This window comes from Pseudomonas sp. KH_046_1 (assembly GCF_057839025.1).
Map to the genome: position 1 here is coordinate 6,051,947 of NZ_CM174481.1, position 25,892 is coordinate 6,077,838.

A 25,892-nucleotide genomic window follows, 5' to 3' on the forward strand; every position below is an offset into this window, starting at 1 on the left:
CTCTTAAAGTTCGAAAATCAAACAGCGAAAATCTTGCCCGGGTTCATGATGCCGTTCGGGTCGAACACCGCCTTGACGGCTTTCATGTACTCGATCTCGACCGGTGAACGGCTGTAGGTCAGGTAGTCACGCTTGGTCATGCCCACGCCGTGCTCGGCGGAGATCGAACCGTTGTACTTCTCGACGGTTTCGAACACCCACTTGTTGACGGTGGCGCACTTGGCGAAGAACTCATCCTTGCTCAGGTCATCCGGCTTGAGGATGTTCAAGTGCAGGTTGCCGTCGCCGATGTGGCCAAACCAGACAATTTCGAAGTCCGGGTAGTGTTCGCCGACGATCGCGTCGATTTCCTTCAGGAATGCCGGGACTTTCGATACGGTGACCGAAATGTCGTTCTTGTACGGCGTCCAGTGGGAAATGGTTTCGGAGATGTATTCGCGCAGTTTCCACAGGTTCTGCAGCTGGGTTTCGCTCTGGCTCATCACGCCGTCCAGCACCCAGCCCTGCTCGACGCAGTGCTCGAAGGTTTCCAGGGCATGGTTGGCCACTTCTTCGGTGGTCGCTTCGAACTCCAGCAGCGCGTAGAACGGGCAATCGGTTTCGAACGGCGCCGGTACATCGCCACGGGCCATGACTTTGGCCAGGGCTTTGTCGGAGAAGAATTCGAAGGCGGTCAGGTCAAGCTTGCTCTGGAAGGCGTGCAGCACCGGCATGATCGAGTCGAAATCGGCGGTGCCGAGGACCATCGCGGTGAGGTTTTTCGGCGCGCGGTCCAGGCGCATGGTCGCTTCGACCACGAACCCCAGGGTGCCTTCGGCGCCGATGAACAGCTGACGCATGTCGTAGCCGGTGGCGTTCTTGATCAGGTCGCGGTTCAGTTCCAGCACGTCGCCCTTGCCGGTGACTACTTTCATGCCGGCCACCCAGTTACGGGTCATGCCGTAGCGAATCACCTTGATCCCGCCGGCATTGGTGCCGATATTGCCGCCAATCTGGCTCGAGCCGGACGATGCGAAGTCCACAGGGTAGTACAAGCCTTTTTCTTCAGCGACGTTCTGCAATTGCTTGGTGACCACGCCCGGCTGACAGACAGCGGTGCGGTCGGTCAGGTTCACGTCGAGGACCTGGTTCATGTAGTCGAAGGACACGACCACTTCGCCATTGGCTGCCACGGCAGCAGCAGACAAACCGGTACGACCGCCGGACGGCACCAGCGCCACCTTGTGCTTGTTGGCCCACAGGACAATGGCCTGGACCTGCTCGGTGGTCTTGGGGAACACGATGGCGGTCGGGGCCGGGGCGAAATGCTTGGTCCAATCCTTCCCGTAAGCATTCAGGGAGTCGGCATCGGTCAGCACCTTGCCAGGCTCAACCAGGGTCTTCAGCTCATCAATCAGGGCAGGATTGGTCATCGACAGAACTCTCGAACAATTCATGGTCATCCTGAGAACGCTTCACGTCGCAGGAATGAGTGTTTAGCGGGGTGCATATGCTAGCATAACGACCCCGCAGGATAGTGCCCAAGGGCTGTACTGCGGTGACGGTTTAGTTGCCGTTCGGGTCAGCATCTGTTGACCATTTCCTGCCATTTTTCTCCGGGATACAGGTTTACGCAGATGAGCAAGACTTCTCTCGATAAGAGCAAGATCAAGTTCCTTCTTCTCGAAGGCGTCCACCAATCGGCTGTCGACGTCCTCAAGGCGGCGGGCTACACCAGCATCGAGTACCTCACTGGTTCTCTGCCGGAAGCCCAGCTCAAGGAAAAGATCGCTGATGCTCACTTCATCGGCATTCGCTCCCGCACTCAACTGACCGAAGAGATCTTCGATCACGCGAAGAAGCTCGTGGCTGTAGGGTGTTTCTGCATCGGCACCAACCAGGTCGACCTGGACGCCGCCCGCGAACGCGGCATTGCGGTGTTCAACGCGCCGTACTCCAACACCCGTTCCGTAGCGGAGCTGGTGCTGGCCGAAGCGATCCTGCTGCTGCGCGGCATCCCCGAGAAGAACGCTTCCTGCCACCGTGGCGGCTGGATCAAGAGCGCGGCCAACTCCTTCGAGATCCGCGGCAAGAAGCTGGGCATCGTCGGCTACGGCTCGATCGGTACTCAACTGTCGGTCCTGGCGGAAGGCCTGGGGATGCAGGTGTACTTCTACGACACCATCACCAAGCTGCCACTGGGTAACGCCACTCAGGTAGGCAACCTGCACGAGCTGCTGGCGATGTCCGACATCGTTTCGCTGCACGTACCGGAAACCGCCGCCACCCAGTGGATGATGGGCGAGAAGGAAATCCGCGCCATCAAGAAAGGCGGCATCCTGATCAACGCCGCCCGCGGCACCGTGGTCGAACTGGACCACCTGGCGGACGCGATCAAGGACAAACACCTGATCGGCGCGGCCATCGACGTATTCCCGGTGGAGCCACGCTCCAACGAAGAAGAGTTCGAAAGCCCGCTGCGTGGCCTGGACAACGTGATCCTGACCCCGCACATCGGTGGTTCCACCGCTGAAGCCCAGGCCAACATCGGTCTGGAAGTGGCGGAAAAACTGGTCAAGTACAGCGACAACGGTACTTCGGTATCGTCCGTGAACTTCCCGGAAGTGGCCCTGCCGGCTCACCCTGGCAAGCACCGCCTGCTGCACATCCACGAGAACATCCCGGGCGTGCTCAGCGAGATCAACAAGGTCTTCGCCGAAAACGGCATCAACATCTCCGGTCAGTTCCTGCAGACCAACGAGAAAGTCGGCTACGTGGTAATCGACGTCGACGCCGAGTACTCGGACCTGGCGCAAGAGAAGCTGCAACACGTCAACGGCACCATCCGTAGCCGTGTGTTGTTCTGATCACGATCTGAGCAACAAACAAAGGGAGCCTTCGGGCTCCCTTTTTCATTCACGCACCAACCTTACTTGACGTTGACGGTGATCTTCTCGGAAACGATCGGCGGATCGAACGGCATGTGGTTGCTATCGCCCAGTTCCAGCTGCAAGGTGTGTTCGCCCGGCGTGAGCGTTACTTCAGCCTGGGTCTGCGCGTTGCCGAAATGCTGGTGGTTGGCATCTTTGGGAATCGGCGCACCGGCGGCTGGCAGTTCGTCGACGTCGATCAGCAAGTGGTGATGACCGGTGTTCTTGGTGGTATTGCCCGCCGGTGCCAAGGCAACGTTCTCGACCGCGAACTTGACCACGACTGTCTGTGGAACCGTCGCGCCATCCTTGGGAGACACGATGGACACTTCGGCGCCTTTCGGAGCCGGCGTTGCACTGGCCAGCACCGAAACACCCATCAACAGGCCAGCCAAAGCAGCACGTGACATAAAGGTTTTCATTCTCTTCTCCAGTTTTTCCGTAAAATTCGCGTGACCATGACAACTTCATGGCCATTCGTTGTCGAAGGCACTCGACAACCATAGCAAAGCGAGCCTGAATCAGAGGGTCGCGATAATAAATTCAAAGGAGTGACCATGCGCTTTCTGCCTGGCCTGATCTGCCTGCTACCCCTTCTGAGCCCTTTGGCTCACGCCGAACTGATTGATGACATCAACGACCGGGGCGAATTGCGCATTGCCGTTGAAGCCAACACCCCCCCATTCAACTTCAAGGATGACGACAAACTCACCGGTTTCGAAGTCGAGCTGGGCCAACTGCTGGCAAGTGAACTCGATGTCCGGGCCGACTTTGTCGTCACCGACGGCAGCGATCTGCTGACCGGTGTCGAAAGCGGCAAATACGACATCGCCATCAACCACATAGCAGCGACCCCGGATCTCCAGGATCGTTTCGACTTCAGCGAACCCTACATTCAAACCCATGCGCAATTGATCGCGCAGAAAGAAGAACCGCGTTCCATTCTGCTGGTGCAGTCGCTGACAGAAGAGAAGCCCAAAACCAACCCGGTCGTGAGCCTGGCGATTCCGTTTCAGAAGGGTAATCCGGCGTTCCATGCCAGCCTGGAGAACGCGTTGCAGCGGATCAAGGATGATGGGCGACTGCAAGCGCTGGAGCAGAAGTGGTTGGGGGTGGAAGCGGGTGTGGTACCCAAACCTTGAAGTTGTTGCAGGTCTGGAGTGAAAGCTGATCCTGTAGGAGCGAGCCTGCTCGCGATGGCGGCCTGACATTCAAACATCCATGTTTGCTGGACTGGCCTCATCGCGAGCAGGCTCGCTCCTACAGTGTCTTGTGTCGCTCGTTAATCGAGTGTTGCCAATGCCCGCGCCGCTTGCGGCAACTCCAACTCACTGAACACCTGCACCCCATGGCGCTTGAGTAGCGCCGCCGTCACGCCCTCGCCACTGACCTTCACGCCGCTGAACGTCCCGTCATAGGTCTGCAGATTGCCGCAGGACGGGCTGTTGGCCTTGAGGACGGCGATGCGGATGCCATGCTTTTGTACCAGCTCCAGCGCCTGATACGCCCCCGACAGAAACTGCGCACTGACGTCCTCGCCCTCGGTGGTGATCACCATCGCCTGGCCATCGAGGACTTGCGCGCCCTGCCCGCCAGGGATTTCCGCCGCCGCCCGAGGCGTTGGCAAGCCGCCGGCGACCTCCGGGCACAAGGGAACGACCCGACCGTCATCAAGCCACTGCTGAAGTTGATCGAACGGCCCGCTGGCCCCGCCGTCGTAACGAACCCGGTGGCCCAACAGGCAGCGGCTGACGAGAATTTTCTGCATGATCAGAACGGCTCGTTGCCACGACGACGGAACCAGCCGGTCAGCGACAGGCGATCGCGGGTCGCGGGCAGGACTTCGTGGGGAACCTCTCCGGAGAGAAACACCACCAGGCAGCCGCCGATAGGTTGCACGTCGTGGACGCGATCATTGTCGAGGTACATGCGCAACTGGCCGCCGTGCTCGGGAAGCCAGACGTCATTGAGGTAAACCACCGCTGAAACCATGCGCCGGTCGTCATCGCGAAAGCGGTCGACGTGCTTCAGGTAGAACGCCCCGGGCGGGTACATCGCAAAATGGCTTTCGAAATCCTCCAGGCCGAGAAACAGACCGCGATTGATCGCCTCGCGCAGGCTGTCCATCAAACTCAGGTAGCTGTCGCAAGCCTCGGCCTGGCCGGGGTCGATCCACTGGATATGGTCGCCACGAATCCCTTCGCGGATCTCCGATGACGGCCCACGGCCTACGGCGGCCGGAGCCAGCTCACCTTCGGCAGCACGTTTGCGACACTCGCCCGCCAGCGCTCGGGTCAGATCCAGAGGCAGGAAAATATTCTGCTGCGACCAGCCGTGCTCAGCCAGGTCATCGACGATTCGTAACAGCAGCGGGTGATCAGAGGATATTTGCATGCCGCGCATAGTATTCCTGTGTCCGAAAATCCGACAGAGCCGCGCAGCGGGTTGATACGAATTCTCGACAAGCAGGGATGCCGCACGGAGAATAGTCGCCTGCTGACTGGAGTCCCTATGCGCCGTTTGCTTTTATCACTGCTGATGTTCTGCGTTTTGCCCGCCTGGGCAGACGGCCACGACCAGTTGTACAAGGTCGCCGGCTGGCCGGAACAACGCGCGCATTTCAACGACGCCCTCTCGGCCGCTCAGCAACGCTACCAGGGCAGCCTGCCTCCGGCGGTGTTTCAGACACTGGTCAATAACAGCAATCAGCGTTTTTCTGCCCGAGCCGTGGACCAGCGCGCCGAAGCGCAATTGCGCAAGAACCTCGCCGACCCCAAACCCGCGCTGACGTTTTTCCAGTCGCCCCTGGGCAAGAAAATCGTTGCCGCCGAGCTGCTGGCGACCCGACGCGACCAACTGGCGAAAAACGCCAAGGGCCTGCCGAAGATGCAGGCCAGCGACAGCCGCATGCTGATCATCGGCCACTTGGCACAAGCCCTGCCCGCACGCGAGGCCGGCGCGGAAGTCAGCCTGGCGATTGCTGGCGTCGCCGCCGATAGCTTGAGTTCGATGATCCCGGGGTTGCTCGGTGCCGGTCAGGCCCAGGGCATGCTCAACGGCCAGCGCCAGCGCCTGATGGACCAGATCGGCAGCGACCTGAACAACACACTGCTGTATGTCTATCGCGACCTGTCGGACAACGAGCTGGAAGAATTCGCGACCTTTGCCGAATCTTCGGAAGGCCAGGCTTATTATCAAGCGGCGTTGGCGGCAATTCGGGCGGGGTTGGCGGTGGGGCAGAGCAACTCGAACCTGACCCAGTGATCTTCGGCACCTGAGAGATCGCTATCGTCGGAACGCCGCCCGGAGCAAGCTCGCTCCCACAGTGTTTTGAGTCACCCCACAATTTTGTGATCACCGCAAATCCTGTGGGAGCGGGCTTGCCCGCGAAGGGGCCGGAACAGTCGCTAAGAATTCCGGCCTTTTATCCGCCTGGTCAAAAACCCGAAATACTCCTCTCGCATCACCAACGTCTCATTCGCCAGATGATGCCGTGCCTCGGGAAGCATCAGCACCTGCGGCCGATCAAATTTGCCCCGCAACACTTCCAGGTTGTGCTCCCAATCCACCGTCATATCGGCCTGCCCCTGCACGATCAGCGGCCGGCGGGCACTCACGGGAGCGGCCTCGATGCGTTTGATCCAGCGCGCCAATGCACCCACCCAGGCTGTCGGCAGGCGCAGCGGCTGCAGCGGATCGGCCTGCAGGAACGGCAGAAAGTCCGGGTCGTTGGAGTTCTCGCTGAAGCGCCGGGCGATGGCTTTGACGAAAGGCTTGAGCAGGTAGTAACTCAGTTGCGACCAACCCCACGCCCGCGGCCGCACCAGCGGCGACAGCAGAATCACCTGACCCTGCGCCGGGCTGTCCGCCCCCGCATTCAACACATGATCGATCACGATCGCCCCGCCTGTACTCTGCCCGCACAGGTGCCACGGCTGCGGCAAGTCGAGAGATTGCGCCTCACTGAACAAGCCTTGCAACGCGTCCTGATACTCGGCGAAATCCTTGATGCTCGCCCGTTCGCCGCTGGATAGCCCATGCCCCGGCAAGTCACAGGCGATCACCGCAAAGCCCTGATCCAGCGCCCACTCGATCACATGCCGGTAAAGCCCGGTGTGGTCGTAGAAACCATGGATGACAAACAGCGTCGCCTTGGCTCGCTCAGGCCACCAGAACTGGCTGACCAGCTCATAACCATCGACCTCGAATCGCCCAAGGCCACTGCGCACCTGACGCGGGGCAAAATCCAGCCCGTAGAATCGCTGGTAAGCCTGCGCCTGCGCCGACAACGGCTGCCCGGCCGCCAGTGGCAGCAGGCTTGCGCGTAGAAGATCGGGGTCGAAAGTGGCCGGCATGAACGATTCCAAAGCGTGAAACGGACTTTATAGGCCTGCGATATTCATCTGTCGCGGCAAGCATGGCAAGCTAGCCGCCCTTCGAGGATTGAACCGATGCGCTCGCCCTTTCGCGCCACCCTGTTTGCCAGCCTGCTCGCCGTGGTGTGTGCCGGCATGCTGTGGGCAGCCTACGACTGGTTTCAGGGACGCTACCTGCGCGCATTCAGCGAACACACGGCCGTGTTCTCCGGCGATCCGCTACGCCTTCCCGAATCCATCGCCGGCCCTGGCGCCATCCGCCTGGTGCATTTCTGGGACCCGGCCTGCCCGTGCAATGTCGGCAATCAACAACACCTGACCGAACTGGTCGAACGCTACGCTCCCCATGGCGTGGAATTCTATTCCGTGCAAAAACCCGGTAGCCACGGCCAATTGCCGGGCACCTTGAGCAGCCTGAAAACCATCGACATCCTGCCCGGTTCCGAACAGATCCCCGCCAGCCCGGCCGTGGCGATCTGGGATCGCAGCGGCAAACTGGCGTACTTCGGCCCCTACAGCGAAGGCCTGACCTGCAACTCCAGCAACAGCTTTATCGAGCCGATCCTGCAAGCGCTGGATGAAGGCCGTGCGGTGAGTGCCACGCACACACTGGCCGTGGGGTGTTACTGCCCGTGGCCTGTCGATCCAGCGAAGTAGGCAAAGACCCGCCAATACGAATCCCTCCTACGGGCGATGCGCCAAATCGGCACGCCGTGTTACACAGTGGCGCCAGGAATCACAATAACAACAAGGAGTCTCCATGAAACGCAGCCTGACCGCTCTCGTGCTGTTGATCGTCGTGCTGGCCGCCGGGGCAGGCGGGTACCTCTACAGCAAGCAGCCGTCACGCCAGGGCATGGTAGAACTGCAACACCTGCAAGGCTCCGTCACCGTGCGCTACGACGAGCGCGGCGTCCCGCACATCCGCGCCGACAACGAAACCGACCTGTACCGCGCCCTCGGCTATGTGCATGCCCAGGACCGCCTGTTCCAGATGGAAGTCCTGCGTCGCCTGGCCCGTGGCGAACTGGCCGAAGTACTGGGGCCAAAACTGCTCGACACCGACAAACTGATGCGCAGCCTGCGCATTCGCGAACGCGCCGAAACCTACCTGGCGAACCTCGACAAGCAGTCGCCCTCCTTCATTGCCATGCAAGCCTATCTAGACGGCATCAACCAGTATCAGGACAGCCACGCCAAACCCGTGGAGTTCGACGTGCTGGGCATTCCAAAACGCCCGTTCACGGCCCAGGACACCATCAGCATCGCCGGCTACATGGCCTACAGTTTTGCTGCGGCATTTCGTACCGAACCCTTGCTGACATTCGTGCGCGATCAACTGGGGCCTGAATACCTGAACATCTTCGATCTCGACTGGCAGCCAAAAGGCGTGCTCAACGGGACCGGCACCCCCTTGGCCAGCGTCGACTGGAAAGACCTCAACGCCCTCGCCCGCCTGAGCGAACAAGCCCTGGCTGACAACGGCCTGCCACAGTTCGAGGGCAGCAACGCCTGGGTCGTCGCGGGCAGCCGGACCCAAAGCGGCAAGCCACTGCTGGCGGGTGATCCGCATATCCGTTTTTCCGCGCCGTCGGTGTGGTACGAAGCGCAGCTCTCGGCGCCCGGCTTTGAACTCTACGGCCACTATCAGGCCCTGATGCCGTTTGCGTCGCTGGGCATGAACCGCGACTTCGGCTGGAGCATCACCATGTTCCAGAACGACGACCTCGACCTGATCGCCGAGAAGGTCAACCCGGACAACCCCAATCAGGTCTGGTATCGCGGCAAGTGGGTGGACATGACGACCAGCGAACAGCAGATCGCGGTCAAGGGCCTGGCGCCAGTCACCCTGATATTGCGTCAATCGCCCCACGGCCCGATCGTCAACGATGCCTTGGGCAGCGGCACCGGCAAAACGCCGATTGCCATGTGGTGGGCATTTCTCGAAAGCCAGAACCCGATCCTGGAGGGTTTCTACCAGCTCAATCGCGCCGACACCCTGGCCAAGGCCCGCGGTGCCGCGGCAAAAATCCAGGCCCCGGGCCTGAACGTTGTCTGGGCCAATGCCAAGGGAGACATCGGCTGGTGGGCGGCGGCGCAATTGCCTAAACGCCCGGCGGGTGTACGCCCGTGGTTCATCCTCGACGGCAGCACCGCCGAGGCGGACAAGGATGGCTTCTACCCGTTCACGGCCAACCCCCAGGAAGAAAACCCGGCCCGGGGCTACATCGTCTCGGCCAACTTCCAGCCGGTGTCGCCGACCGGCATGGAGATTCCCGGCTACTACAACCTTGCCGATCGCGGCCAGCAACTCAATCGCCAGCTCAGCGAAAAGGCCGTCAAATGGGACCTGGAAAACAGCCAGAAACTGCAACTGGGCACCACCACTGCCTACGGCCCGCGCCTGTTGGCACCGCTGTTGCCGGTGTTACGCGAAGTGGTGAGCGATCCCGCCGAACTCAAGCTGGTGGAGCAACTGGCCCAGTGGAAAGGCGATTACCCGCTCGACTCGACCAGCGCCACGCTGTTCAACCAGTTCCTGTTCAACCTGGCTGACGCGACGATGCGCGATGAGCTGGGTAACGACTTCTTCGAAACGCTGCTCTCGACCCGGGTGATCGACGCCGCGCTACCCCGCCTGGCCGCCAGCACTGATTCACCGTGGTGGGACAACCGCAGCACCCTCGGCAAGGAAACCCGTGCCGACACGGTGAAGGCCGCCTGGCTAGCCAGCCTCGCGCACCTCAAGAGCACCCTCGGCGCAGACGCCTCGCAATGGCAGTGGGGCAGCGCACACACATTGACCCATGGCCATCCGCTGGGGCAGCAAAAGCCGCTGGACCGGGTCTTCAATGTCGGCCCCTTCGCCGCACCCGGCACCCATGAAGTACCGAACAACCTCTCGGCGAAAATTGGCCCGGCACCCTGGCCCGTCACCTACGGCCCCTCGACCCGACGCCTGATCGACTTCGCCGACCCGGCCCACAGCCTGACCGTCAACCCGGTTGGCCAGAGCGGCGTACTGTTCGACAGTCACTACGATGATCAGGCCGAGGCCTACATCGAGGGGATGTACTTCCAGGCGCATATCAATGATGAAGAAGTCACGGCCAATACCCGCAGCACCTTGAAGCTGTTGCCGGCGCGGGCGGCGCCTTAGATTTTTGCTGGCTGGACCGGCCTCATCGCGAGCAAGCTCGCTCCCACAGGTTTTCTGCTGTTCACAAAATTCGTGTTCAACAAAGATCCCTGTGGGAGCGAGCTTGCTCGCGATGGGGCCCTAAAAGGCACCCACAAATTCAGCTCAAACCATAGCCGCAAAATTCAGCCTGAACTGCTGAGGCGTCACCCCCAATCTACGATTGAACACACTGCGCATATGCTGGGCATCGCGAAAGCCGCACTGATAGGCCACGGTCTTGAGCGGCGCGCGGGTGCTTTCCAGCAGCGTCCTCGCCGCATCGACCCGCGCGCGCTCGACAAACTCGGCCGGGGTGATTTTCGCTTCCCTGGCAAACACCCGGGAGAAGTTGCGCGCGCTCATGTTGGCGGCATTGGCCAGGTCGGCGATGGTCAGGTCGCCCGTCAAATTGGCCAACACGTAATGCTGCACCATCGCCACCGGCGAATCCGCTTCGGCGTGGGGCGTGAGGAATGGGCTGAATTGCGATTGCCCGCCCGAACGCTGGGTGAACACCACCAGCCGCTTGGCGACATTCAGCGCCACTTCCGGCCCGTGATCCCGGCCCAGTAGATACAACGACAGATCGATCCCCGCGGTAACCCCTGCCGAGGTGAACAGCTCGCCGTCCTCAACATACAGTCGATCCGCGTCCACCCAGGACGAGGGGCACAGCGCCGCCAGATCCGATGCGTCCTGCCAATGCGTGGTGACCGTGCGCCCCTCCAGCAATCCGGCCCGGGCGAGCATGAACGCGCCGTTGCAGATAGAGCCAAAGCGCGTGGCCCGCGCACAGGCACCGCGCAACCAGCCGTCGAATGCCCTTCCGAAATCCATGAACGGCAACTGCGGCCCGCCGGCCACCAGCAACAGGTCATATGGCTCCAGCGCTTCGCTGAAATGCCGATGGGCATTGAGCGCCAAACCGTTGGAGCACGCCATCACACCGCGCTCGACGCCGATCACCTCAAGACGATAGCAATCCTCCGGGGCAAGGAAGCGATTGGCCTCGGAAAACACATCCATGGGACCGGTGACATCCAGCGACTGAACGCCGGCGAACACCACGATTGCAACGGTTTTACTCATGGTTCAAAACGTCTCTGATGGCATTGAATGGCAACGCACACTTGTAGGAGCGAGCTTGCTCGCGATGGACGTCAACGATGACGGGAGCTGCCTGGATGTACGCGGCGCCCTCACGTGCATCGCGAGCAGGCTCGCTCCTACAGGGTCTGCATGCACCCTAGCCAATCCACACCCAACAAGCGAGGTTGGCGCGATATGCACGTTCATTGGCCGGGATCGCAGCCATGGATCGATTGTCCGGTTTCGGGGGCCGGAACAGACTGAAACCCTCATCACGACGAGGAAAACTCCATGAGCACCACCATCGCCGGCATCAAGATCCCCGACAGCGCGCTGGCCAAGGCCACCACCGAATACATCCGCGACATCGAGTCCGACCTGCTCTACCACCACTCGCGCCGGGTCTTCCTGTTCGGCGCGCTGAGCGGTGATCGCAAGCAACTGGCCTACAACCCCGAGCTGTTATACGTCGGCGCGATGTTCCATGACCTGGGCCTGGTGCAAGGTCATCGCAGCGACAACGAACGCTTCGAAGTCGATGGCGCCAACGCGGCAGCCGCGTTCCTCAAGCCTTACGGACTGAGCGATGACGACATCGAACAGGTCTGGCTATCGATTGCCCTGCACACCACGCCGGGCGTGCCTCAGCACTTGCGACCCACCGTGGCACTGGTCACGGCTGGCGTCGAGATGGACGTGCTGGGCGTGGACTACGCGGCATTTTCCAGCGTGCAGCGCGAAGCGGTGGTGCATGCGCATCCACGGGGCGAGGGCTTCAAGGAGTGCATCATTTGCGCGTTTGCCGACGGCTTGCGCCATCGTCCGCAGACCACGTTCGGTAATGTGAAGACCGATGTGCTGGTGGATCAGGAGCCGGGGTTCAAGCCGATGAACTTCGTCGAGGTCATTCGCAAATCCCCTTGGATTTCCTGACTGCCAAAGAACCTGTGGGAGCGGGCTTGCTCGCGAATACGGTGTGTCAGGCGACCATGATGTCGACTGATACTCCCCCTTCGCGAGCAAGCCCGCTCCCACACTGGTTTTGAGTTGACCACATACTTCGTGATCAACCCTGCAAAGCAATTAAGCCGCTTCCGGCGCCTGTGCGCGACGCACGTCCGGTTGCTTCCACGAGTCGGCTGCCGCTTCTTCGATCGCCTGCTGGATCGCACGCTTGCGGCTTTCTTCGGCGCGACGGCTGAAGAACCAGACCATGAAGGTCACGATCGACACCGCCAACAGGATCAGGCTGGCCACGGCGTTGATCTCGGGTTTCACGCCCAGACGCACCGCCGAGAACACTTCCATCGGCAAGGTCGTTGAACCCGGGCCCGACACGAAGCTCGCCAGCACCAGGTCATCGAGGGACAACGCGAAGGACATCATGCCGCCCGCCGCCAGCGACGGCGCGATCATCGGGATGGTGATCAGGAAGAACACCTTCCACGGCCGTGCACCGAGGTCCATGGCCGCCTCTTCGATGGACAGGTCCAGCTCGCGCAAGCGCGCCGAGACCACCACCGCCACATAGGCCGCACAGAACGTGGTGTGGGCGATCCAGATGGTGACGATGCCGCGCTCCTGCGGCCAGCCGATCATCTGCGCCATGGCCACGAACAGCAGCAACAGCGACAGACCGGTGATCACCTCCGGCATGACCAGCGGTGCGGTGACCAGGCCACCGAACAGGGTGCGGCCCTTGAAACGCGTAATGCGCGTCAGGACGAACGCCGCCAGTGTCCCCAGTGCCACCGCCGCCACCGCCGTGTAGCAGGCGATTTCCAGCGAGCGCACCACCGAGCCCATCAACTGGCTGTTGTCGAGCAGGCCGACGTACCACTTGATCGACCAGCCGCCCCACACCGTTACCAGTTTGGAGGCGTTGAACGAGTAGATGACCAGAATCAGCATCGGCAGATAGATGAACAACAGACCCACGACCAGCATCAGGCTGGAGAAACGGAAGCGCTTCATTCTTTACCCTCCATTTCCTTGGCCTGACTGCGGTTGAACAGGATGATCGGCACAATCAGGATCGCCAGCATCACCACCGCCAGGGCAGACGCCACCGGCCAGTCACGGTTGTTGAAGAACTCTTGCCAGAGCACTTTACCGATCATCAGGGTTTCCGGACCGCCGAGCAGTTCCGGGATCACGAACTCGCCCACCACCGGGATGAACACCAGCATGCAGCCGGCGATGATGCCGTTTTTCGACAGCGGCACGGTGATTTTCCAGAAGCTGTTGAAGGTGCTCGAACCCAGGTCCGACGCAGCTTCCAGCAGGCTCTGGTCGTGCTTCACCAGGTTGGCGTACAGCGGCAGGATCATGAACGGCAGGTAGGAATAAACCACGCCGATGTAGACCGCCAGGTTGGTGTTGAGGATCTGCAGTGGTTCGTCGATCAAGCCCATGCTCATCAGGAAACCGTTGAGCAGGCCGTTGTTGCTGAGGATGCCCATCCACGCGTAAACGCGGATCAGGATCGCGGTCCAGGTCGGCATCATGATCAGCAGCACCAGCACCGTCTGCACTTCCTTGCGGGCAACGGAGATGCCGTAGGCCATCGGGTAGCCGATCAGCAGGCAGAGGATGGTGCTGAAAAGCGCCATCTTCAACGAGCCGAGGTAAGCGGCGATGTACAGCTCGTCACCGGCCAGCATCGCGTAGTTGCCCAGGTTAAGCAGCAACTGCAGCTTCTGCTCGGCGTAGCTGTAGATTTCGGTGTAGGGCGGAATGGCCACGTCCGCTTCGGCGAAGCTGATCTTCAGTACGATGAAGAACGGCAGCATGAAGAACAGGAACAACCAGATGAAGGGAACCCCGATGACCATCTGACGGCCACCGGGAATTATTCGATTGAGTCGACGCTTGAATTTGCGCATGTTCATGAGCGGAGCACCACGCCGCTGTCGTCTTCCCAGTACACGTAGACCTGATCACCCCAGGTCGGACGCGCGCCGCGACGCTCGGCGTTGGCCACGAACGACTGCACCAGCTTGCCGCTTGGCAGTTCGACGTAGAACACCGAGTGTCCGCCCAGGTAGGCGATGTCGTGCACCTTGCCGCTGGACCAGTTGTACTGGCAGGTCGGCATGTCGGCGGTGACCAGTAGTTTTTCCGGACGGATCGCGTAGGTGACCGACTTGTCCTGCACCGAGGTGCTGATGCCGTGGCCGACGTAGATCTGACGATCCAGGTCTTTGCAGGTAATGATCGCGTGGCCTTCGGCGTCGTCGATCACTTCGCCTTCGAAGATGTTCACGTTACCGATGAATTCGCAGACCAGACGGCTGGTCGGGGTTTCGTAGATGTCGATCGGGCTGCCGATCTGGGCGATCCAGCCCAGGTGCATGATCGCGATGCGCTCGGCCATGGTCATGGCCTCTTCCTGGTCGTGGGTCACCATGACGCAGGTCACGCCGACGCGCTCGATGATCTCCACCAGCTCCAGCTGCATTTGCGAACGCAGCTTCTTGTCCAGCGCGCCCATCGGTTCGTCGAGCAGCAACAGCTTCGGACGCTTGGCCAGGGAACGGGCCAGGGCCACGCGCTGACGCTGGCCGCCGGACAATTGATGCGGCTTGCGCTTGGCGTACTGGCTCATCTGCACCAGCTTGAGCATGTCGGCCACGCGGGCATCGACTTCAGCGGCCGGCAGCTTGTCCTGCTTGAGACCGAAGGCGATGTTTTGCGCCACGGTCATGTGCGGGAACAGGGCGTAGGACTGGAACATCATGTTGATCGGCCGTTCGTAGGGCGGCATGTCAGTGATGTCTACGCCATCGAGGAAAATGCGCCCCTCCGTGGGCCGTTCGAAACCTGCGAGCATGCGCAGCAAAGTGGATTTGCCCGATCCCGAACCACCGAGCAGGGCGAAGATCTCGCCTTTCTTGATTTCCAGGGACACATCGTCCACGGCAATCGTCTCGTCGAACTTCTTCGTGACCCGGTCGATTTTGACCAGCACCTGTTTAGGTTGCTGGTCGCCCTCGAGGGCTTTCTTATAGGCGCCGGAGGCAACTGCCATTTACGAAACTCCCAGAAAAAAAGAGTGCAGTTCGCTCAAGGTGAGCCAACCTTGGATAGTTTGAGCCTTGAAGCTATTTACCCGACTTGACCTTGGTCCAGCTGCGGGTCATCAAACGTTGAATGTTCGGCGGCAACTCGACCGACACGTAGGTCTTGTCGAGCACCGCTTGCGGTGGATAAACCGCTTCGTCGGTGCGAATGGACTGTTCCATCAGTTTGTCCGACCCGGGGTTAGGGTTGGCATAGCCGACGTAATCGCTGACCTGGGCAATCACCTCAGGCTTCAGTAAATAATTGATGAAAGCGTTGGCCTGCTTGACGTTGGCCGAGTCCTTCGGAATCGCCAGCATGTCGAACCAGAGTGCACCGCCCTCTTTCGGAATCGAGTAGGCGATGTTCACGCCTTTCTTGGCTTCTTCGGCGCGGTTCTTGGCCTGGAAGATGTCGCCGGAGAAACCGATCGCCACGCAGATGTCGCCGTTGGCCAGATCCGCGATGTACTTGGAGGAGTGGAAGTAGGTCACGTAAGGCCGCACTGCGAGCAACTTGGCGGTGGCCTTTTCGTAGTCCTTGGGATCGGTGCTGTTGGCGTTCAGGCCCATGTAGTTGAGCACTGTCGGCATCATCTCATCGGCGGAATCGAGGAACGCGACGCCACAGCTTTGCAGCTTCTTGATGTTCTCCGGCTCGAACAGCACGCCCCACGAATCAATCGTATCGACACCCAGCACAGCCTTGACCTTGTCGACGTTGTAACCGATGCCGTTGGTGCCCCACAGGTACGGCACGGCGTACAGGTTGCCCGGATCGTTCTGCTCCAGACGCTTGAGCAGCACCGGGTCGAGGTTCGAATAGTTCGGCAGCTGCGACTTGTCGAGCTTCTGGAATGCCCCGGCCTTGATCTGTTTGCCGAGGAAGTGGTTCGACGGCACGACCACGTCGTAGCCGGTACGTCCGGCCAGCAATTTACCTTCCAGGGTTTCGTTGGAATCGAAGACGTCATAAACCGGCTTGATACCGGTCTCTTTCTGGAAATCGGCCAGGGTGTTCTCGCCGATGTAGTCCGACCAGTTATAAATATGCACAGTACCGGCGGCCTGGACACTGACAGCCAGCGTCAATCCGGCGCCCACCAGCATGGCATTGCGCAACAAAGAAAAAATAGGCAAGTGGAGGTCCTCTGAAATTAGTTGGGCCCAAGTTGCCCCGCGCTACATGACAACCGTGGTTGCCCGGCAACAAAACCGGCGCGCAACTTACCCTCGAAAAACCGTTCCAGCAAAACTTTCTGTCATTTAATTCAACCTGTTGCCGCCACCGCGCGGGTGGTGGCAACAGGTTGTTGCATCAAACCGGCTTATTTACCGGATTTGATCTTGGTCCAGCTGCGGGTCATGATCCGCTGGGTCGCGGCCGGCAAGTCGGCAATCGCGTAAAGCTTGGCCAGCACGTCCGCCGGTGGGTAAACGCCCGGGTCGCTGGTGATGTCTTTATCGACCAACGCAGTTGCAGCCGCGTTACCGTTCGGGAAACGCACGGCGTTGGTGATTTCAGCCATGATTTCCGGCTTCTGCAGGAAGGTCATGAACTTGTAGGCGCCTTCGACGTTTTCGGCATCTTTAGGGATGGCGACCATGTCGTAGAAGCTGCCGGCACCTTCTTTGGGAATGTTGTAGCTGACTTTCACCTTGTCACCGGCTTCTTCCGCGCGGGACTTGGCCTGGTAAATGTCACCCGAGTAACCCACGGCCACGCAGATGTTGCCGTTGGCCAGGTCGGAGATGTACTTGGACGAGTGGAAGTAACCTACCGAAGGACGGATTTTCAGGAACAGCGCTTCGGCTTCGGCCAGTTGTTTCTTGTCCTGGCTGTCGGTTGGATAGCCCAGGTAGTGCAACGCCACCGGAATCATCTCGGTTGGCGAATCGAGGAAACTGATACCGCACGACTTCAACTTCGCGGCGTTTTCAGGTTTGAACAGCAGGTCCCAGGAGTTGGTCGGCGCATCGGCACCCAGCGCAGCCTTGACCTTCTCGGGGTTGAAGCCGATACCGATCGAACCCCACATGTACGGGAAGGCGTGCTCGTTGCCCGGGTCGCTCACGGAAACTGCCTTGAGCAGGTCGGTGTTCAGGTTCTTCCAGTTAGGCAGCTTGGACTTGTCCAGCTTCTGGTAGACGCCAGCCTTGATCTGCTTGGCCAGGAAGTTGTTCGACGGTACAACGATGTCGTAACCGGACTTGCCTGCCAGCAACTTGGCTTCCAGAGTTTCGTTGCTGTCGAAGACGTCATAGACAACCTTGATGCCCGACTCGTCTTCAAACTTCTTGACGGTGTCCGGTGCGATGTAGTCGGACCAGTTGTACACGTGCAGTACTTTGTCATCGGCCTGAACCGCGCCGGCCATCAAACCCATCACGGACATGGCAAGCAGAGTCTTGCCAGCGAGCTTTTTACCTAGTGCCTTCATGCGTAATGCTCCAAATTTTTCTTTTTTGAACCACTTGTTCAGCGGCCGAACCTGGGCAACTGGAACCGCGGCTAGTCTGGCAAGATCCACATCGGTCTTTCAAGGAAACGGCCACGCTTTCTGACAGTTCTGAGCGAAAGTTCCTACTTCATATGCAGAACTTTGGACTTCCGCTCAGAGCCTAGCACTTAGCCCTGCAATGCACTCAGGGTCAGGTCAAGACACTTGCGAGCCTTGGTCACCAACTCATCGATTTCCGCCGGTGTAATCACCAGTGGCGGAGCGATGATCATGGTGTCGCCGACGGCGCGCATGATCAGGCCGTTATCGAAGCAGAACTGACGGCAGATCATGCCGACGCCCTTGCCTTCGTAACGCTTGCGCGTGGCCTTGTCCTGGACCAGTTCGATGGCCCCCAACAGACCCACCCCACGAACTTCACCCACCAGCGGGTGATCGTTCAGTTCCCGCAGACGCTTTTGCAAATACGGTGCCGTTTCTGCATGAACGCGCTCGATAATCTTCTCGTCGCGCATGATGCGGATGTTTTCCAGCGCTACCGCAGCAGCTACCGGGTGACCGGAGTAAGTGAAGCCGTGGTTGAAGTCGCCGCCCTCGTTGAGCACGTCCACCACTTCATCACGCACGATCAGGCCGCCCATCGGGATGTAGCCCGAGGTCAGGCCCTTGGCGATGGTCATCATGTCTGGCTTGAGGTCGTAGAAATCGGCACCGAACCACTCACCGGTACGACCGAAACCGCAAATCACTTCGTCAGCCACGAACAGGATGTCGTACTTGGCGAGGATTTCCTTGATGCGCGGCCAGTAGGTCTCTGGCGGAATGATCACGCCACCGGCGCCCTGGATCGGCTCGGCAATAAAGGCACCGACGTTGTCGACGCCGACTTCCAGAATCTTTTCTTCCAGCTGGTTGGCCGCCCAGATACCGAACTCTTCCGGGGTCATGTCGCCGCCTTCGGCGAACCAGTACGGCTGGGCAATGTGAACGATGCCCGGGATCGGCAAGTCGCCCTGTTCGTGCATGTACGTCATGCCACCCAGGCTCGCGCCGGCCACGGTGGAACCGTGATAGCCGTTCTTGCGGCTGATGATGACTTTCTTTTTCGGCTGGCCCTTGATCGCCCAGTAGTGACGAACCATACGCAGCATGGTGTCGTTGCCTTCGGAGCCGGAACCGGTGAAGAACACATGGTTCATGCCTTCTGGCGCGATGTCGGCGATAGCCTTGGCCAGCTCCAGTACCGGCGGGTGCGCGGTCTGGAAGAACAGGTTGTAGTAAGGCAGTTCGCGCATCTGTTTGCTGGCGGCATCGGCCAGTTCATCGCGACCATAACCAATCGCTACACACCACAGGCCGGCCATGCCGTCGAGGATCTTGTTGCCTTCGCTGTCCCAGAGGTAAACACCCTTGGCGTTGGTGATGATCCGCGGGCCTTTCTCTTTCAGCTGCTTGAAGTCGCTGAACGGAGCCAGGTGGTGGTCATTGCTCAGGATTTGCCATTCACGGGTTTGCGGATTGTTGCTGGTCATACGAATCTCCTAAAAAAATCAGGTGAAAGCGCCACCAGACAGCGGTGGCGCCCGGCGTATCAGACGGCAAAGAGCAGGAATTCCCTTTCCCACGAACTGATCACGCGCTTGAAGTTTTCATGCTCGGCTCGCTTGACCGCAACGTAGCCAGTGATGAAATTTTTGCCCAGGTACCGCTCTATGGTCGCGCTGTGTTCCATACGCTCCAGCGCGTCTTCGATGGTCAGCGGCAGGCGCAGGTTGCGGCGTTCATAGCCACGCCCCACCACCGGCGCACTCGGGTTCAGGCCTTCGACCATGCCGATGTAACCGCAGAGCAGGCTCGCAGCAATTGCCAGGTAGGGGTTGGCATCGGCGCCCGGCAGGCGGTTTTCCACCCGACGGTTTTGCGGCCCCGCATCCGGCACCCGCAGGCCCACGGTGCGGTTCTCTTCGCCCCACTCCACGTTCACCGGCGCCGAGGTATCCGGCAGGAAGCGGCGGAACGAGTTGACGTTGGGTGCGAACAGCGGCAACAGCTCGGGAATGAGTTTCTGCAAGCCACCGATGTGGTGCAGGAACAACTGGCTCATGGTCCCGTCTTCATTAGAGAAGATGTTCTTGCCGGTCTCGATGTCGATGATGCTCTGGTGCAAGTGCATGGCGCTGCCCGGCTCGCCGGTCATCGGCTTGGCCATGAAGGTCGCGGCCACGTCGTGCTTGAGCGCGGCTTCGCGCATGGTGCGCTTGAACACCAGGATCTGGTCGGCCAGGGACAGGGCATCGCCGTGACGGAAGTTGATTTCCATCTGCGCCGTGCCGTCCTCGTGGATCAGCGTATCGAGGTCCAGGTCCTGCAGTTCGCACCAGTCGTAGACGTCTTCGAACAGCGGATCGAATTCGTTCGCCGCTTCAATGGAGAACGACTGGCGACCGGTTTCCGGGCGACCGGAGCGGCCGATCGGCGGCTGCAACGGGTAGTCAGGGTCGTCACTGCGCTTGGTCAGGTAAAACTCCATTTCTGGCGCCACGATCGGCTGCCAGCCTTTGTCGGTATAGAGTTTCAGGACTTTCTTGAGCACGTTGCGTGGCGACAGCTCGATCGGGTTGCCTTGCTTGTCGTAGGTATCGTGGATGACGATGGCGGTCGGCTCGATGGCCCACGGCACCAGGTACACCGCGCTCTGGTCGGGACGGCAGATCATGTCGATGTCGGCCGGGTCGAGCAGTTCGTAATAGATGTCGTCTTCGACGTAATCGCCGGTCACGGTCTGCAACAGCACGCTTTCTGGCAGGCGCATGCCTTTTTCGGCGATGAATTTGTTGGTCGGCGAAATCTTGCCCCGGGTAATCCCGGTCAAGTCGGCGATCATGCATTCGACTTCTGTGATCTTGTGGTTTTTCAACCAATCGGTGAGCTGGTCGAGGTTGTTACTCATAAATGCCTCTAGGCTTGAGTTGTCTGGCCTTTTTAAGGTCAGGCGTTGTTTGACGCATCGGCGTCGCGTTGTAGAGCGTTTGCGCGGCAAATTATCGTGCTTGCCGACACGGCTGCGGAGGCCGGGCGTGCAGAATCGCGAGCGGTGCCCTGAACGATGGTCAGGCCGCTATTGTGAATCGGTTCTATATTGAATGGAGTAACCGTAATGGGGGTGCCATCGCAACCGTCCAGAATATCGGACGGGGACGGTCGAACCGTCACGGATGGGAGGATCACCAGAACCGCTGAGGCCACGGAACGGACGGACGTGTCATCACTGATGTGATAAACATGCCGACCGACCTGTCTTGAGCAGTCGGTGACGCCGATTATCGGCAGGCGAGACATGAAGCACCCCGGTATTATTGCTGTTATGGGTTTGATTCGAGCTTAGCCTTGTTCATTTTTTTACACAACACCCCCGTAAAAAATACAACACGGCCCGCTCAAGCCTGCGGGCGCCATAGAGGCCAAAGGCATAAAAACGCCCCAAAGTGCCTCAAAAAAGCCACACGGGCGCTTTTTTAGGGCAAAAAAGGCCTCGCTTGACTTCGGCATGCCGTTCGGGTTGACTGGAATCTGAAAAGATCAATGATTGATATTTTTAACAACAAAGGTGTTGCATCATGTCGGTACCCCCGCGTGCCGTTCAGCTTAACGAAGCGAACGCGTTCCTTAAGGAACATCCTGAGGTTCTGTACGTTGACCTTCTGATTGCGGATATGAATGGTGTGGTGCGCGGCAAGCGCATTGAACGCACCAGCCTCCACAAGGTTTACGAGAAAGGCATCAACCTGCCGGCCTCTTTATTTGCTCTGGATATCAATGGCTCGACGGTGGAAAGCACCGGCCTGGGCCTGGACATCGGTGATGCTGACCGAATCTGCTATCCAATCCCCGATACCCTATGCAACGAGCCATGGCAGAAGCGCCCGACCGCGCAACTGCTGATGACCATGCACGAACTCGAAGGCGAGCCATTCTTCGCCGACCCGCGTGAAGTGCTGGCCAATGTGGTACGCAAGTTCGACGAAATGGGCCTGACTATCTGCGCCGCGTTCGAACTGGAGTTCTACCTGATCGACCAGGAGAACGTGAACGGTCGTCCGCAACCACCTCGCTCGCCGGTTTCCGGCAAACGTCCGCACTCGACTCAGGTCTACCTGATCGACGACCTCGACGAATACGTCGACTGCCTCCAGGACATTCTGGAAGGTGCCAAGGAGCAAGGCATTCCGGCCGACGCCATCGTCAAGGAAAGTGCCCCGGCGCAGTTCGAAGTGAACCTGCACCACGTGGCTGACCCGATCAAGGCCTGCGACTACGCGGTCCTGCTCAAGCGCCTGATCAAGAACATCGCCTACGACCATGAAATGGACACCACCTTCATGGCCAAGCCTTACCCAGGCCAGGCGGGTAATGGTCTGCACGTCCACATCTCGATTCTCGACAAAGACGGCAAGAATATTTTTGCCAGTGAGGATCCCGAGCAGAACGCCGCACTGCGTCACGCGATCGGCGGTGTGCTCGAGACCCTACCGGCGCAGATGGCTTTCCTCTGCCCGAACGTCAACTCGTATCGCCGTTTCGGCGCACAGTTCTACGTGCCGAACTCGCCGTGCTGGGGCCTGGATAACCGCACTGTGGCGATTCGCGTACCGACCGGTTCCTCCGACGCCGTGCGCATCGAGCATCGTGTAGCCGGCGCCGATGCCAACCCGTATCTACTGATGGCTTCGGTCCTGGCAGGCGTGCACCACGGCCTGGTCAACAAGATCGAGCCTGGCGACCCGGTTGAAGGCAACAGCTACGAGCAGAACGAGCAGAGTCTGCCGAACAACCTGCGTGATGCCCTGCGCGAACTGGACGACAGCGAAGTCATGGCCAAGTACATCGATCCGAAATACATCGATATCTTCGTGGCCTGTAAAGAGAGCGAACTGGAGGAGTTCGAACACTCCATCTCCGACCTCGAGTACAACTGGTACCTGCATACCGTGTAAGCGGTTGCAGTAGTGAAGAAACGCCGCCGGCCTCACAGCCTGCGGCGTTTTTTTATGGCCGCCTGCGGCGGATCGCGAGCAGGCTCGCGAAGGCGGCCGAGAAGACAACACACAACCCGGCTCGTACAATGCCCGCTGCCCCGCAGGAGACTCCAATGACACGCGTAGCCACCCCCCGCAAACCCCGCGCACGCAGCCAGGCCCGAATCGATTCGATACTCGATGCGGCCCGCACGCTGCTGGCTGCCGAGGGCGTGGCCAGCCTGTCGATCTACAGCGTCGCCGAGCGCGCAGAGATTCCGCCCTCCTCGGTCTACCACTTCTTCGCCAGCGTGCCGGCGTTGCTCGAAGCCTTGACCGCCGACGTCCATGCGGCCTTCCGCGCCTGCCTGCAAGCCCCCATCGATCACCTCGCCTTGAATGGCTGGCGCGACCTTTCGCGACTGGTGGAACAACGCATGCTCGACATCTACGCCGAGGACGCCGCCGCCCGCCAACTCATTCTGGCCCAGCACGGCCTGACCGAAGTCACCCAGGCCGACCGCCAGCACGACATCGAACTCGGCGACCTGATGCACAAGCTGTTCGACCATCACTTCGAGCTGCCGACATTGCCGAGTGATGTCGATGTGTTCGCCCTGGCCATGGAACTGGGCGACCGGGTGTATGCGCGCTCGGTGCAGCAACACGGGCAGATTACGCCGCGCATGGCCGAGGAAGGGATGCGGGTGTTTGATGCTTATGTGGGGTTGTATTTGCCACCGTATCTGCCCAAGCGGAAGCTCTAGCGCGCTCACTGGCCTCATCGCGGGCAAGCCCGCTCCCACAAGGATCTTCAGTGAAATCAGATTCCGTGAACGACAAATAACCCTGTGGGAGCGAGCTTGCTCGCGATGGCCGCACCGCTCAGTTCAAGACAAGCACACACAAAAAACCCCGAAGGGCTCAAACCCTTCGGGGTTGTTGTTTGCGCATGCGCCTTACAACTTGGCGATCGATACCTCGGTGGATTTCACAAACGCGATCACTTCACTGCCGACCGCCAGTTCCAGCTCTTTCACCGAGCGTGTGGTGATCACCGAAGTGACGATGCCGGAAGCGGTTTGCACGTCGATTTCCGAGAGCACGTCGCCGAGGACGATTTCCTTGATGGAGCCTTTGAACTGGTTGCGAACGTTGATGGCCTTGATCGTCATGATGTTGATTCCTGTCGTTGGGTAATACTTGAGTTATTGAGCCCAGCGCAATTGCGTAGGCAAGGGTGAAACAGGTTCCGGTTCCGGCGGTTGGCCGGGCAGCGCCAGCACGCGATTGAGCACTTCGGTTTCCAGCGCCGCCAGCCGATGGGAACCGCGTACCCGGGGGCGCGGCAGTTCCACGTGCAGGTCGAGGCCGACTTCGCCGTCTTCGATCAGGATCACCCGATCGGCAATCGCCACGGCCTCACTGACGTCATGGGTCACCAGCAACACCGTGAAGCCGTGCTGTTGCCAGAGCCGTTCGATCAGCTGCTGCATTTCAATTCGGGTCAGGGCATCCAGCGCGCCCAAGGGTTCGTCGAGCAACAGCAGGCGCGGTTGGTGAATCAACGCACGCGCCAAAGCCACGCGTTGCTTCTGTCCACCGGACAGCGCCGCTGGCCACTCGTTGGCACGATCCGCCAGACCCACCGCTTCCAGAGCTTCAAGTGCTTGCGGCCGCCAGCTGCCCCTGAGGCCCAGACCGACGTTGTCGATGATCTTTTTCCACGGCAGCAAACGCGCTTCCTGGAACATCAGCCGCGTGTCTTCCCGCGCGTCACTCAATGACGCGGCACCGGCGAGCAACTCACCGCCAGTTGGCTGATCGAGACCGGCGAGCAAGCGCAGCAAGGTACTTTTGCCACAGCCACTGCGACCGACCACGGCAACAAACTGGCCCGCCGGAATGTGCAGGTCGATCTCGCGCAGCACCTGCCGCGAGCCAAAGGTTTTTTGCAGCTTGCGCACCGCCAGCGGAATGCCGCGCAGCAGGCGTGGAGGTTGTTCCGCGATCATGCCGCACCTCCCTTGGCAACCTGATACGCCGGGTGCCAGCGCAGCCACACTCGCTCAAGCCCACGGGCCGCGAGGTCGGCCAGTTTGCCGAGCACCGCGTACAACAGAATCGCCAGCACCACCACGTCGGTCTGCAAGAACTCCCGGGCATTCATTGCCAGATAGCCGATGCCGGAACTCGCGGAAATGGTTTCCGCCACGATCAACGTCAGCCACATGAAGCCCAGGGCGAAGCGCACGCCGACCAGAATCGAAGGCAGTGCCCCCGGCAGAATCACCTGCCAGAACAGGCTGAAACCGCTCAGGCCATAGCTGCGCGCCATCTCCACCAGCGCCGGGTCGACGTTGCGGATGCCGTGATAGGTGTTGAGGTAAATCGGGAACAACGTGCCCAGCGCCACCAGGAAAATCTTCGCTGACTCGTCGATGCCGAACCACAGGATCACCAGTGGAATCAGCGCCAGGTGCGGCACGTTACGGACCATCTGCACCGAACTGTCGAGCAGGCGTTCGCCCCACTTCGACAGGCCGGTGATGAAGCCAAGCGTCAAGCCGATGCCACCACCGATGGTGAAGCCCAGCGCTGCACGCCAGCCACTGATTGCCAGGTGCGCCCAGATTTCGCCACTGCGTACCAGGCTCACGCCGGCCTCGATCACGGCGATGGGTGCCGGCAGGATCCGTGTCGACAGCCAACCCGCCGACACACTCAACTGCCACACCGCCAGCAACAACACCGGCAACGCCCAGGGCGCAAGGCTGTGGATGATTTTCTTCATGACCG

Annotated in this window: 24 protein-coding genes; 8 read left to right on the forward strand and 16 right to left on the reverse strand. The window is 60.0% G+C overall.

Annotated elements, in window-relative coordinates:
• Positions 1-17: 17 nt before the first annotated feature.
• Positions 18-1,412, reverse strand: a complete 1,395-nt coding sequence (locus AC3IT9_RS27775; protein ID WP_489271457.1) for an FAD-binding oxidoreductase — start codon at positions 1,410-1,412, stop codon at positions 18-20.
• A 204-nt stretch (positions 1,413-1,616) separates the two neighbouring features.
• Here AC3IT9_RS27775 and serA point away from each other — a divergent pair, with 204 nt between their 5' ends.
• Positions 1,617-2,846, forward strand: a complete 1,230-nt coding sequence (serA, locus tag AC3IT9_RS27780; protein WP_150725000.1) for a phosphoglycerate dehydrogenase — start codon at positions 1,617-1,619, stop codon at positions 2,844-2,846.
• Between the two features lie 62 nt (positions 2,847-2,908).
• Here serA and AC3IT9_RS27785 read toward each other — a convergent pair whose 3' ends face one another.
• Complete coding sequence (locus tag AC3IT9_RS27785) at positions 2,909-3,331, reverse strand: DUF4399 domain-containing protein (protein WP_150724999.1); 423 nt, start codon at positions 3,329-3,331, stop codon at positions 2,909-2,911.
• A gap of 135 nt (positions 3,332-3,466) precedes the next feature.
• Between AC3IT9_RS27785 and AC3IT9_RS27790 the strand changes: the two genes are divergently transcribed.
• The gene (locus AC3IT9_RS27790) at positions 3,467-4,051 is read left to right on the forward strand and encodes a transporter substrate-binding domain-containing protein (protein WP_150724998.1); all 585 of its coding nucleotides are present in this window, start codon (positions 3,467-3,469) and stop codon (positions 4,049-4,051) included.
• 140 nt (positions 4,052-4,191) lie between these two features.
• Here the strand turns inward: AC3IT9_RS27790 and AC3IT9_RS27795 are convergent, their stop codons facing one another.
• Both AC3IT9_RS27795 and AC3IT9_RS27800 read right to left on the reverse strand, forming a co-directional pair.
• On the reverse strand, positions 4,192-4,677 hold the full coding sequence (locus tag AC3IT9_RS27795) for a 2-thiouracil desulfurase family protein (protein WP_489271458.1): 486 nt from the start codon (positions 4,675-4,677) through the stop codon (positions 4,192-4,194).
• 2 nt (positions 4,678-4,679) lie between these two features.
• Positions 4,680-5,312 (reverse strand): 2OG-Fe(II) oxygenase, encoded by a 633-nt coding sequence (locus AC3IT9_RS27800; protein ID WP_489271459.1) that lies wholly within the window; start codon positions 5,310-5,312, stop codon positions 4,680-4,682.
• A gap of 108 nt (positions 5,313-5,420) precedes the next feature.
• Between AC3IT9_RS27800 and AC3IT9_RS27805 the strand changes: the two genes are divergently transcribed.
• Positions 5,421-6,173 carry a DUF2059 domain-containing protein gene (locus tag AC3IT9_RS27805; RefSeq protein ID WP_150724995.1) on the forward strand — a complete coding sequence of 251 codons (753 nt, stop codon included), beginning with the start codon at positions 5,421-5,423 and terminating at the stop codon, positions 6,171-6,173.
• 143 nt (positions 6,174-6,316) lie between these two features.
• Here AC3IT9_RS27805 and bipL read toward each other — a convergent pair whose 3' ends face one another.
• A complete protein-coding gene (gene bipL / locus AC3IT9_RS27810; RefSeq protein ID WP_489271460.1) occupies positions 6,317-7,264 on the reverse strand; it encodes a phospholipase BipL in 948 nt (315 codons plus the stop codon).
• A gap of 96 nt (positions 7,265-7,360) precedes the next feature.
• Here bipL and AC3IT9_RS27815 point away from each other — a divergent pair, with 96 nt between their 5' ends.
• A complete protein-coding gene (locus tag AC3IT9_RS27815; protein WP_489271461.1) occupies positions 7,361-7,942 on the forward strand; it encodes a DUF6436 domain-containing protein in 582 nt (193 codons plus the stop codon).
• 103 nt (positions 7,943-8,045) lie between these two features.
• Positions 8,046-10,445 (forward strand): penicillin acylase family protein, encoded by a 2,400-nt coding sequence (locus AC3IT9_RS27820; RefSeq protein WP_489271462.1) that lies wholly within the window; start codon positions 8,046-8,048, stop codon positions 10,443-10,445.
• 144 nt (positions 10,446-10,589) lie between these two features.
• Here the strand turns inward: AC3IT9_RS27820 and AC3IT9_RS27825 are convergent, their stop codons facing one another.
• Positions 10,590-11,555 (reverse strand): GlxA family transcriptional regulator, encoded by a 966-nt coding sequence (locus tag AC3IT9_RS27825; RefSeq protein WP_489271463.1) that lies wholly within the window; start codon positions 11,553-11,555, stop codon positions 10,590-10,592.
• 291 nt (positions 11,556-11,846) lie between these two features.
• On the opposite strand from AC3IT9_RS27825, the gene AC3IT9_RS27830 reads away from it, so the two are divergent.
• The gene (locus AC3IT9_RS27830; protein ID WP_489271464.1) at positions 11,847-12,488 is read left to right on the forward strand and encodes an HD domain-containing protein; all 642 of its coding nucleotides are present in this window, start codon (positions 11,847-11,849) and stop codon (positions 12,486-12,488) included.
• A gap of 150 nt (positions 12,489-12,638) precedes the next feature.
• Here the strand turns inward: AC3IT9_RS27830 and AC3IT9_RS27835 are convergent, their stop codons facing one another.
• The 7 genes from AC3IT9_RS27835 to AC3IT9_RS27865 all read right to left on the reverse strand — a co-directional run bounded on the left by AC3IT9_RS27835 (position 12,639) and on the right by AC3IT9_RS27865 (position 21,028).
• A complete protein-coding gene (locus AC3IT9_RS27835; protein WP_150724988.1) occupies positions 12,639-13,529 on the reverse strand; it encodes an ABC transporter permease subunit in 891 nt (296 codons plus the stop codon).
• The gene (locus AC3IT9_RS27840) at positions 13,526-14,407 is read right to left on the reverse strand and encodes an ABC transporter permease subunit (RefSeq protein ID WP_191624904.1); all 882 of its coding nucleotides are present in this window, start codon (positions 14,405-14,407) and stop codon (positions 13,526-13,528) included. Before AC3IT9_RS27840 ends, AC3IT9_RS27835 begins: the two co-directional genes overlap by 4 nt.
• A gap of 35 nt (positions 14,408-14,442) precedes the next feature.
• Positions 14,443-15,585 carry an ABC transporter ATP-binding protein gene (locus AC3IT9_RS27845; RefSeq protein WP_150755042.1) on the reverse strand — a complete coding sequence of 381 codons (1,143 nt, stop codon included), beginning with the start codon at positions 15,583-15,585 and terminating at the stop codon, positions 14,443-14,445.
• A gap of 73 nt (positions 15,586-15,658) precedes the next feature.
• Positions 15,659-16,756, reverse strand: a complete 1,098-nt coding sequence (locus tag AC3IT9_RS27850; RefSeq protein WP_150755041.1) for a polyamine ABC transporter substrate-binding protein — start codon at positions 16,754-16,756, stop codon at positions 15,659-15,661.
• 188 nt (positions 16,757-16,944) lie between these two features.
• A complete protein-coding gene (locus tag AC3IT9_RS27855; RefSeq protein ID WP_008048745.1) occupies positions 16,945-18,057 on the reverse strand; it encodes a polyamine ABC transporter substrate-binding protein in 1,113 nt (370 codons plus the stop codon).
• A 188-nt stretch (positions 18,058-18,245) separates the two neighbouring features.
• On the reverse strand, positions 18,246-19,610 hold the full coding sequence (locus tag AC3IT9_RS27860; RefSeq protein WP_150755040.1) for an aspartate aminotransferase family protein: 1,365 nt from the start codon (positions 19,608-19,610) through the stop codon (positions 18,246-18,248).
• Between the two features lie 59 nt (positions 19,611-19,669).
• Positions 19,670-21,028: a glutamine synthetase family protein gene (locus AC3IT9_RS27865; protein ID WP_150755039.1), complete on the reverse strand. Its 1,359-nt coding sequence runs from the start codon at positions 21,026-21,028 to the stop codon at positions 19,670-19,672.
• Between the two features lie 667 nt (positions 21,029-21,695).
• Here AC3IT9_RS27865 and AC3IT9_RS27870 point away from each other — a divergent pair.
• Together AC3IT9_RS27870 and AC3IT9_RS27875 are read left to right on the forward strand one after the other, a co-directional pair.
• Positions 21,696-23,072: a glutamine synthetase family protein gene (locus AC3IT9_RS27870; RefSeq protein ID WP_150716318.1), complete on the forward strand. Its 1,377-nt coding sequence runs from the start codon at positions 21,696-21,698 to the stop codon at positions 23,070-23,072.
• Positions 23,073-23,227: 155 nt separating this feature from the next.
• Positions 23,228-23,860 carry a TetR/AcrR family transcriptional regulator gene (locus AC3IT9_RS27875; protein ID WP_489271465.1) on the forward strand — a complete coding sequence of 211 codons (633 nt, stop codon included), beginning with the start codon at positions 23,228-23,230 and terminating at the stop codon, positions 23,858-23,860.
• A gap of 192 nt (positions 23,861-24,052) precedes the next feature.
• On the opposite strand, the gene AC3IT9_RS27880 is transcribed toward AC3IT9_RS27875, so the two are convergent.
• Genes AC3IT9_RS27880 through ssuC form a run of 3 tightly spaced genes read right to left on the reverse strand, consistent with a single transcriptional unit; the run spans position 24,053 to position 25,887 of the window.
• Positions 24,053-24,268 carry a TOBE domain-containing protein gene (locus AC3IT9_RS27880; RefSeq protein ID WP_007967989.1) on the reverse strand — a complete coding sequence of 72 codons (216 nt, stop codon included), beginning with the start codon at positions 24,266-24,268 and terminating at the stop codon, positions 24,053-24,055.
• A gap of 33 nt (positions 24,269-24,301) precedes the next feature.
• Positions 24,302-25,108 (reverse strand): aliphatic sulfonates ABC transporter ATP-binding protein, encoded by an 807-nt coding sequence (gene ssuB / locus AC3IT9_RS27885; RefSeq protein ID WP_489271466.1) that lies wholly within the window; start codon positions 25,106-25,108, stop codon positions 24,302-24,304.
• On the reverse strand, positions 25,105-25,887 hold the full coding sequence (gene ssuC, locus AC3IT9_RS27890) for an aliphatic sulfonate ABC transporter permease SsuC (protein WP_489271467.1): 783 nt from the start codon (positions 25,885-25,887) through the stop codon (positions 25,105-25,107). The genes ssuB and ssuC overlap by 4 nt, the downstream gene beginning before the upstream one ends.
• Positions 25,888-25,892 lie beyond the last annotated feature (5 nt).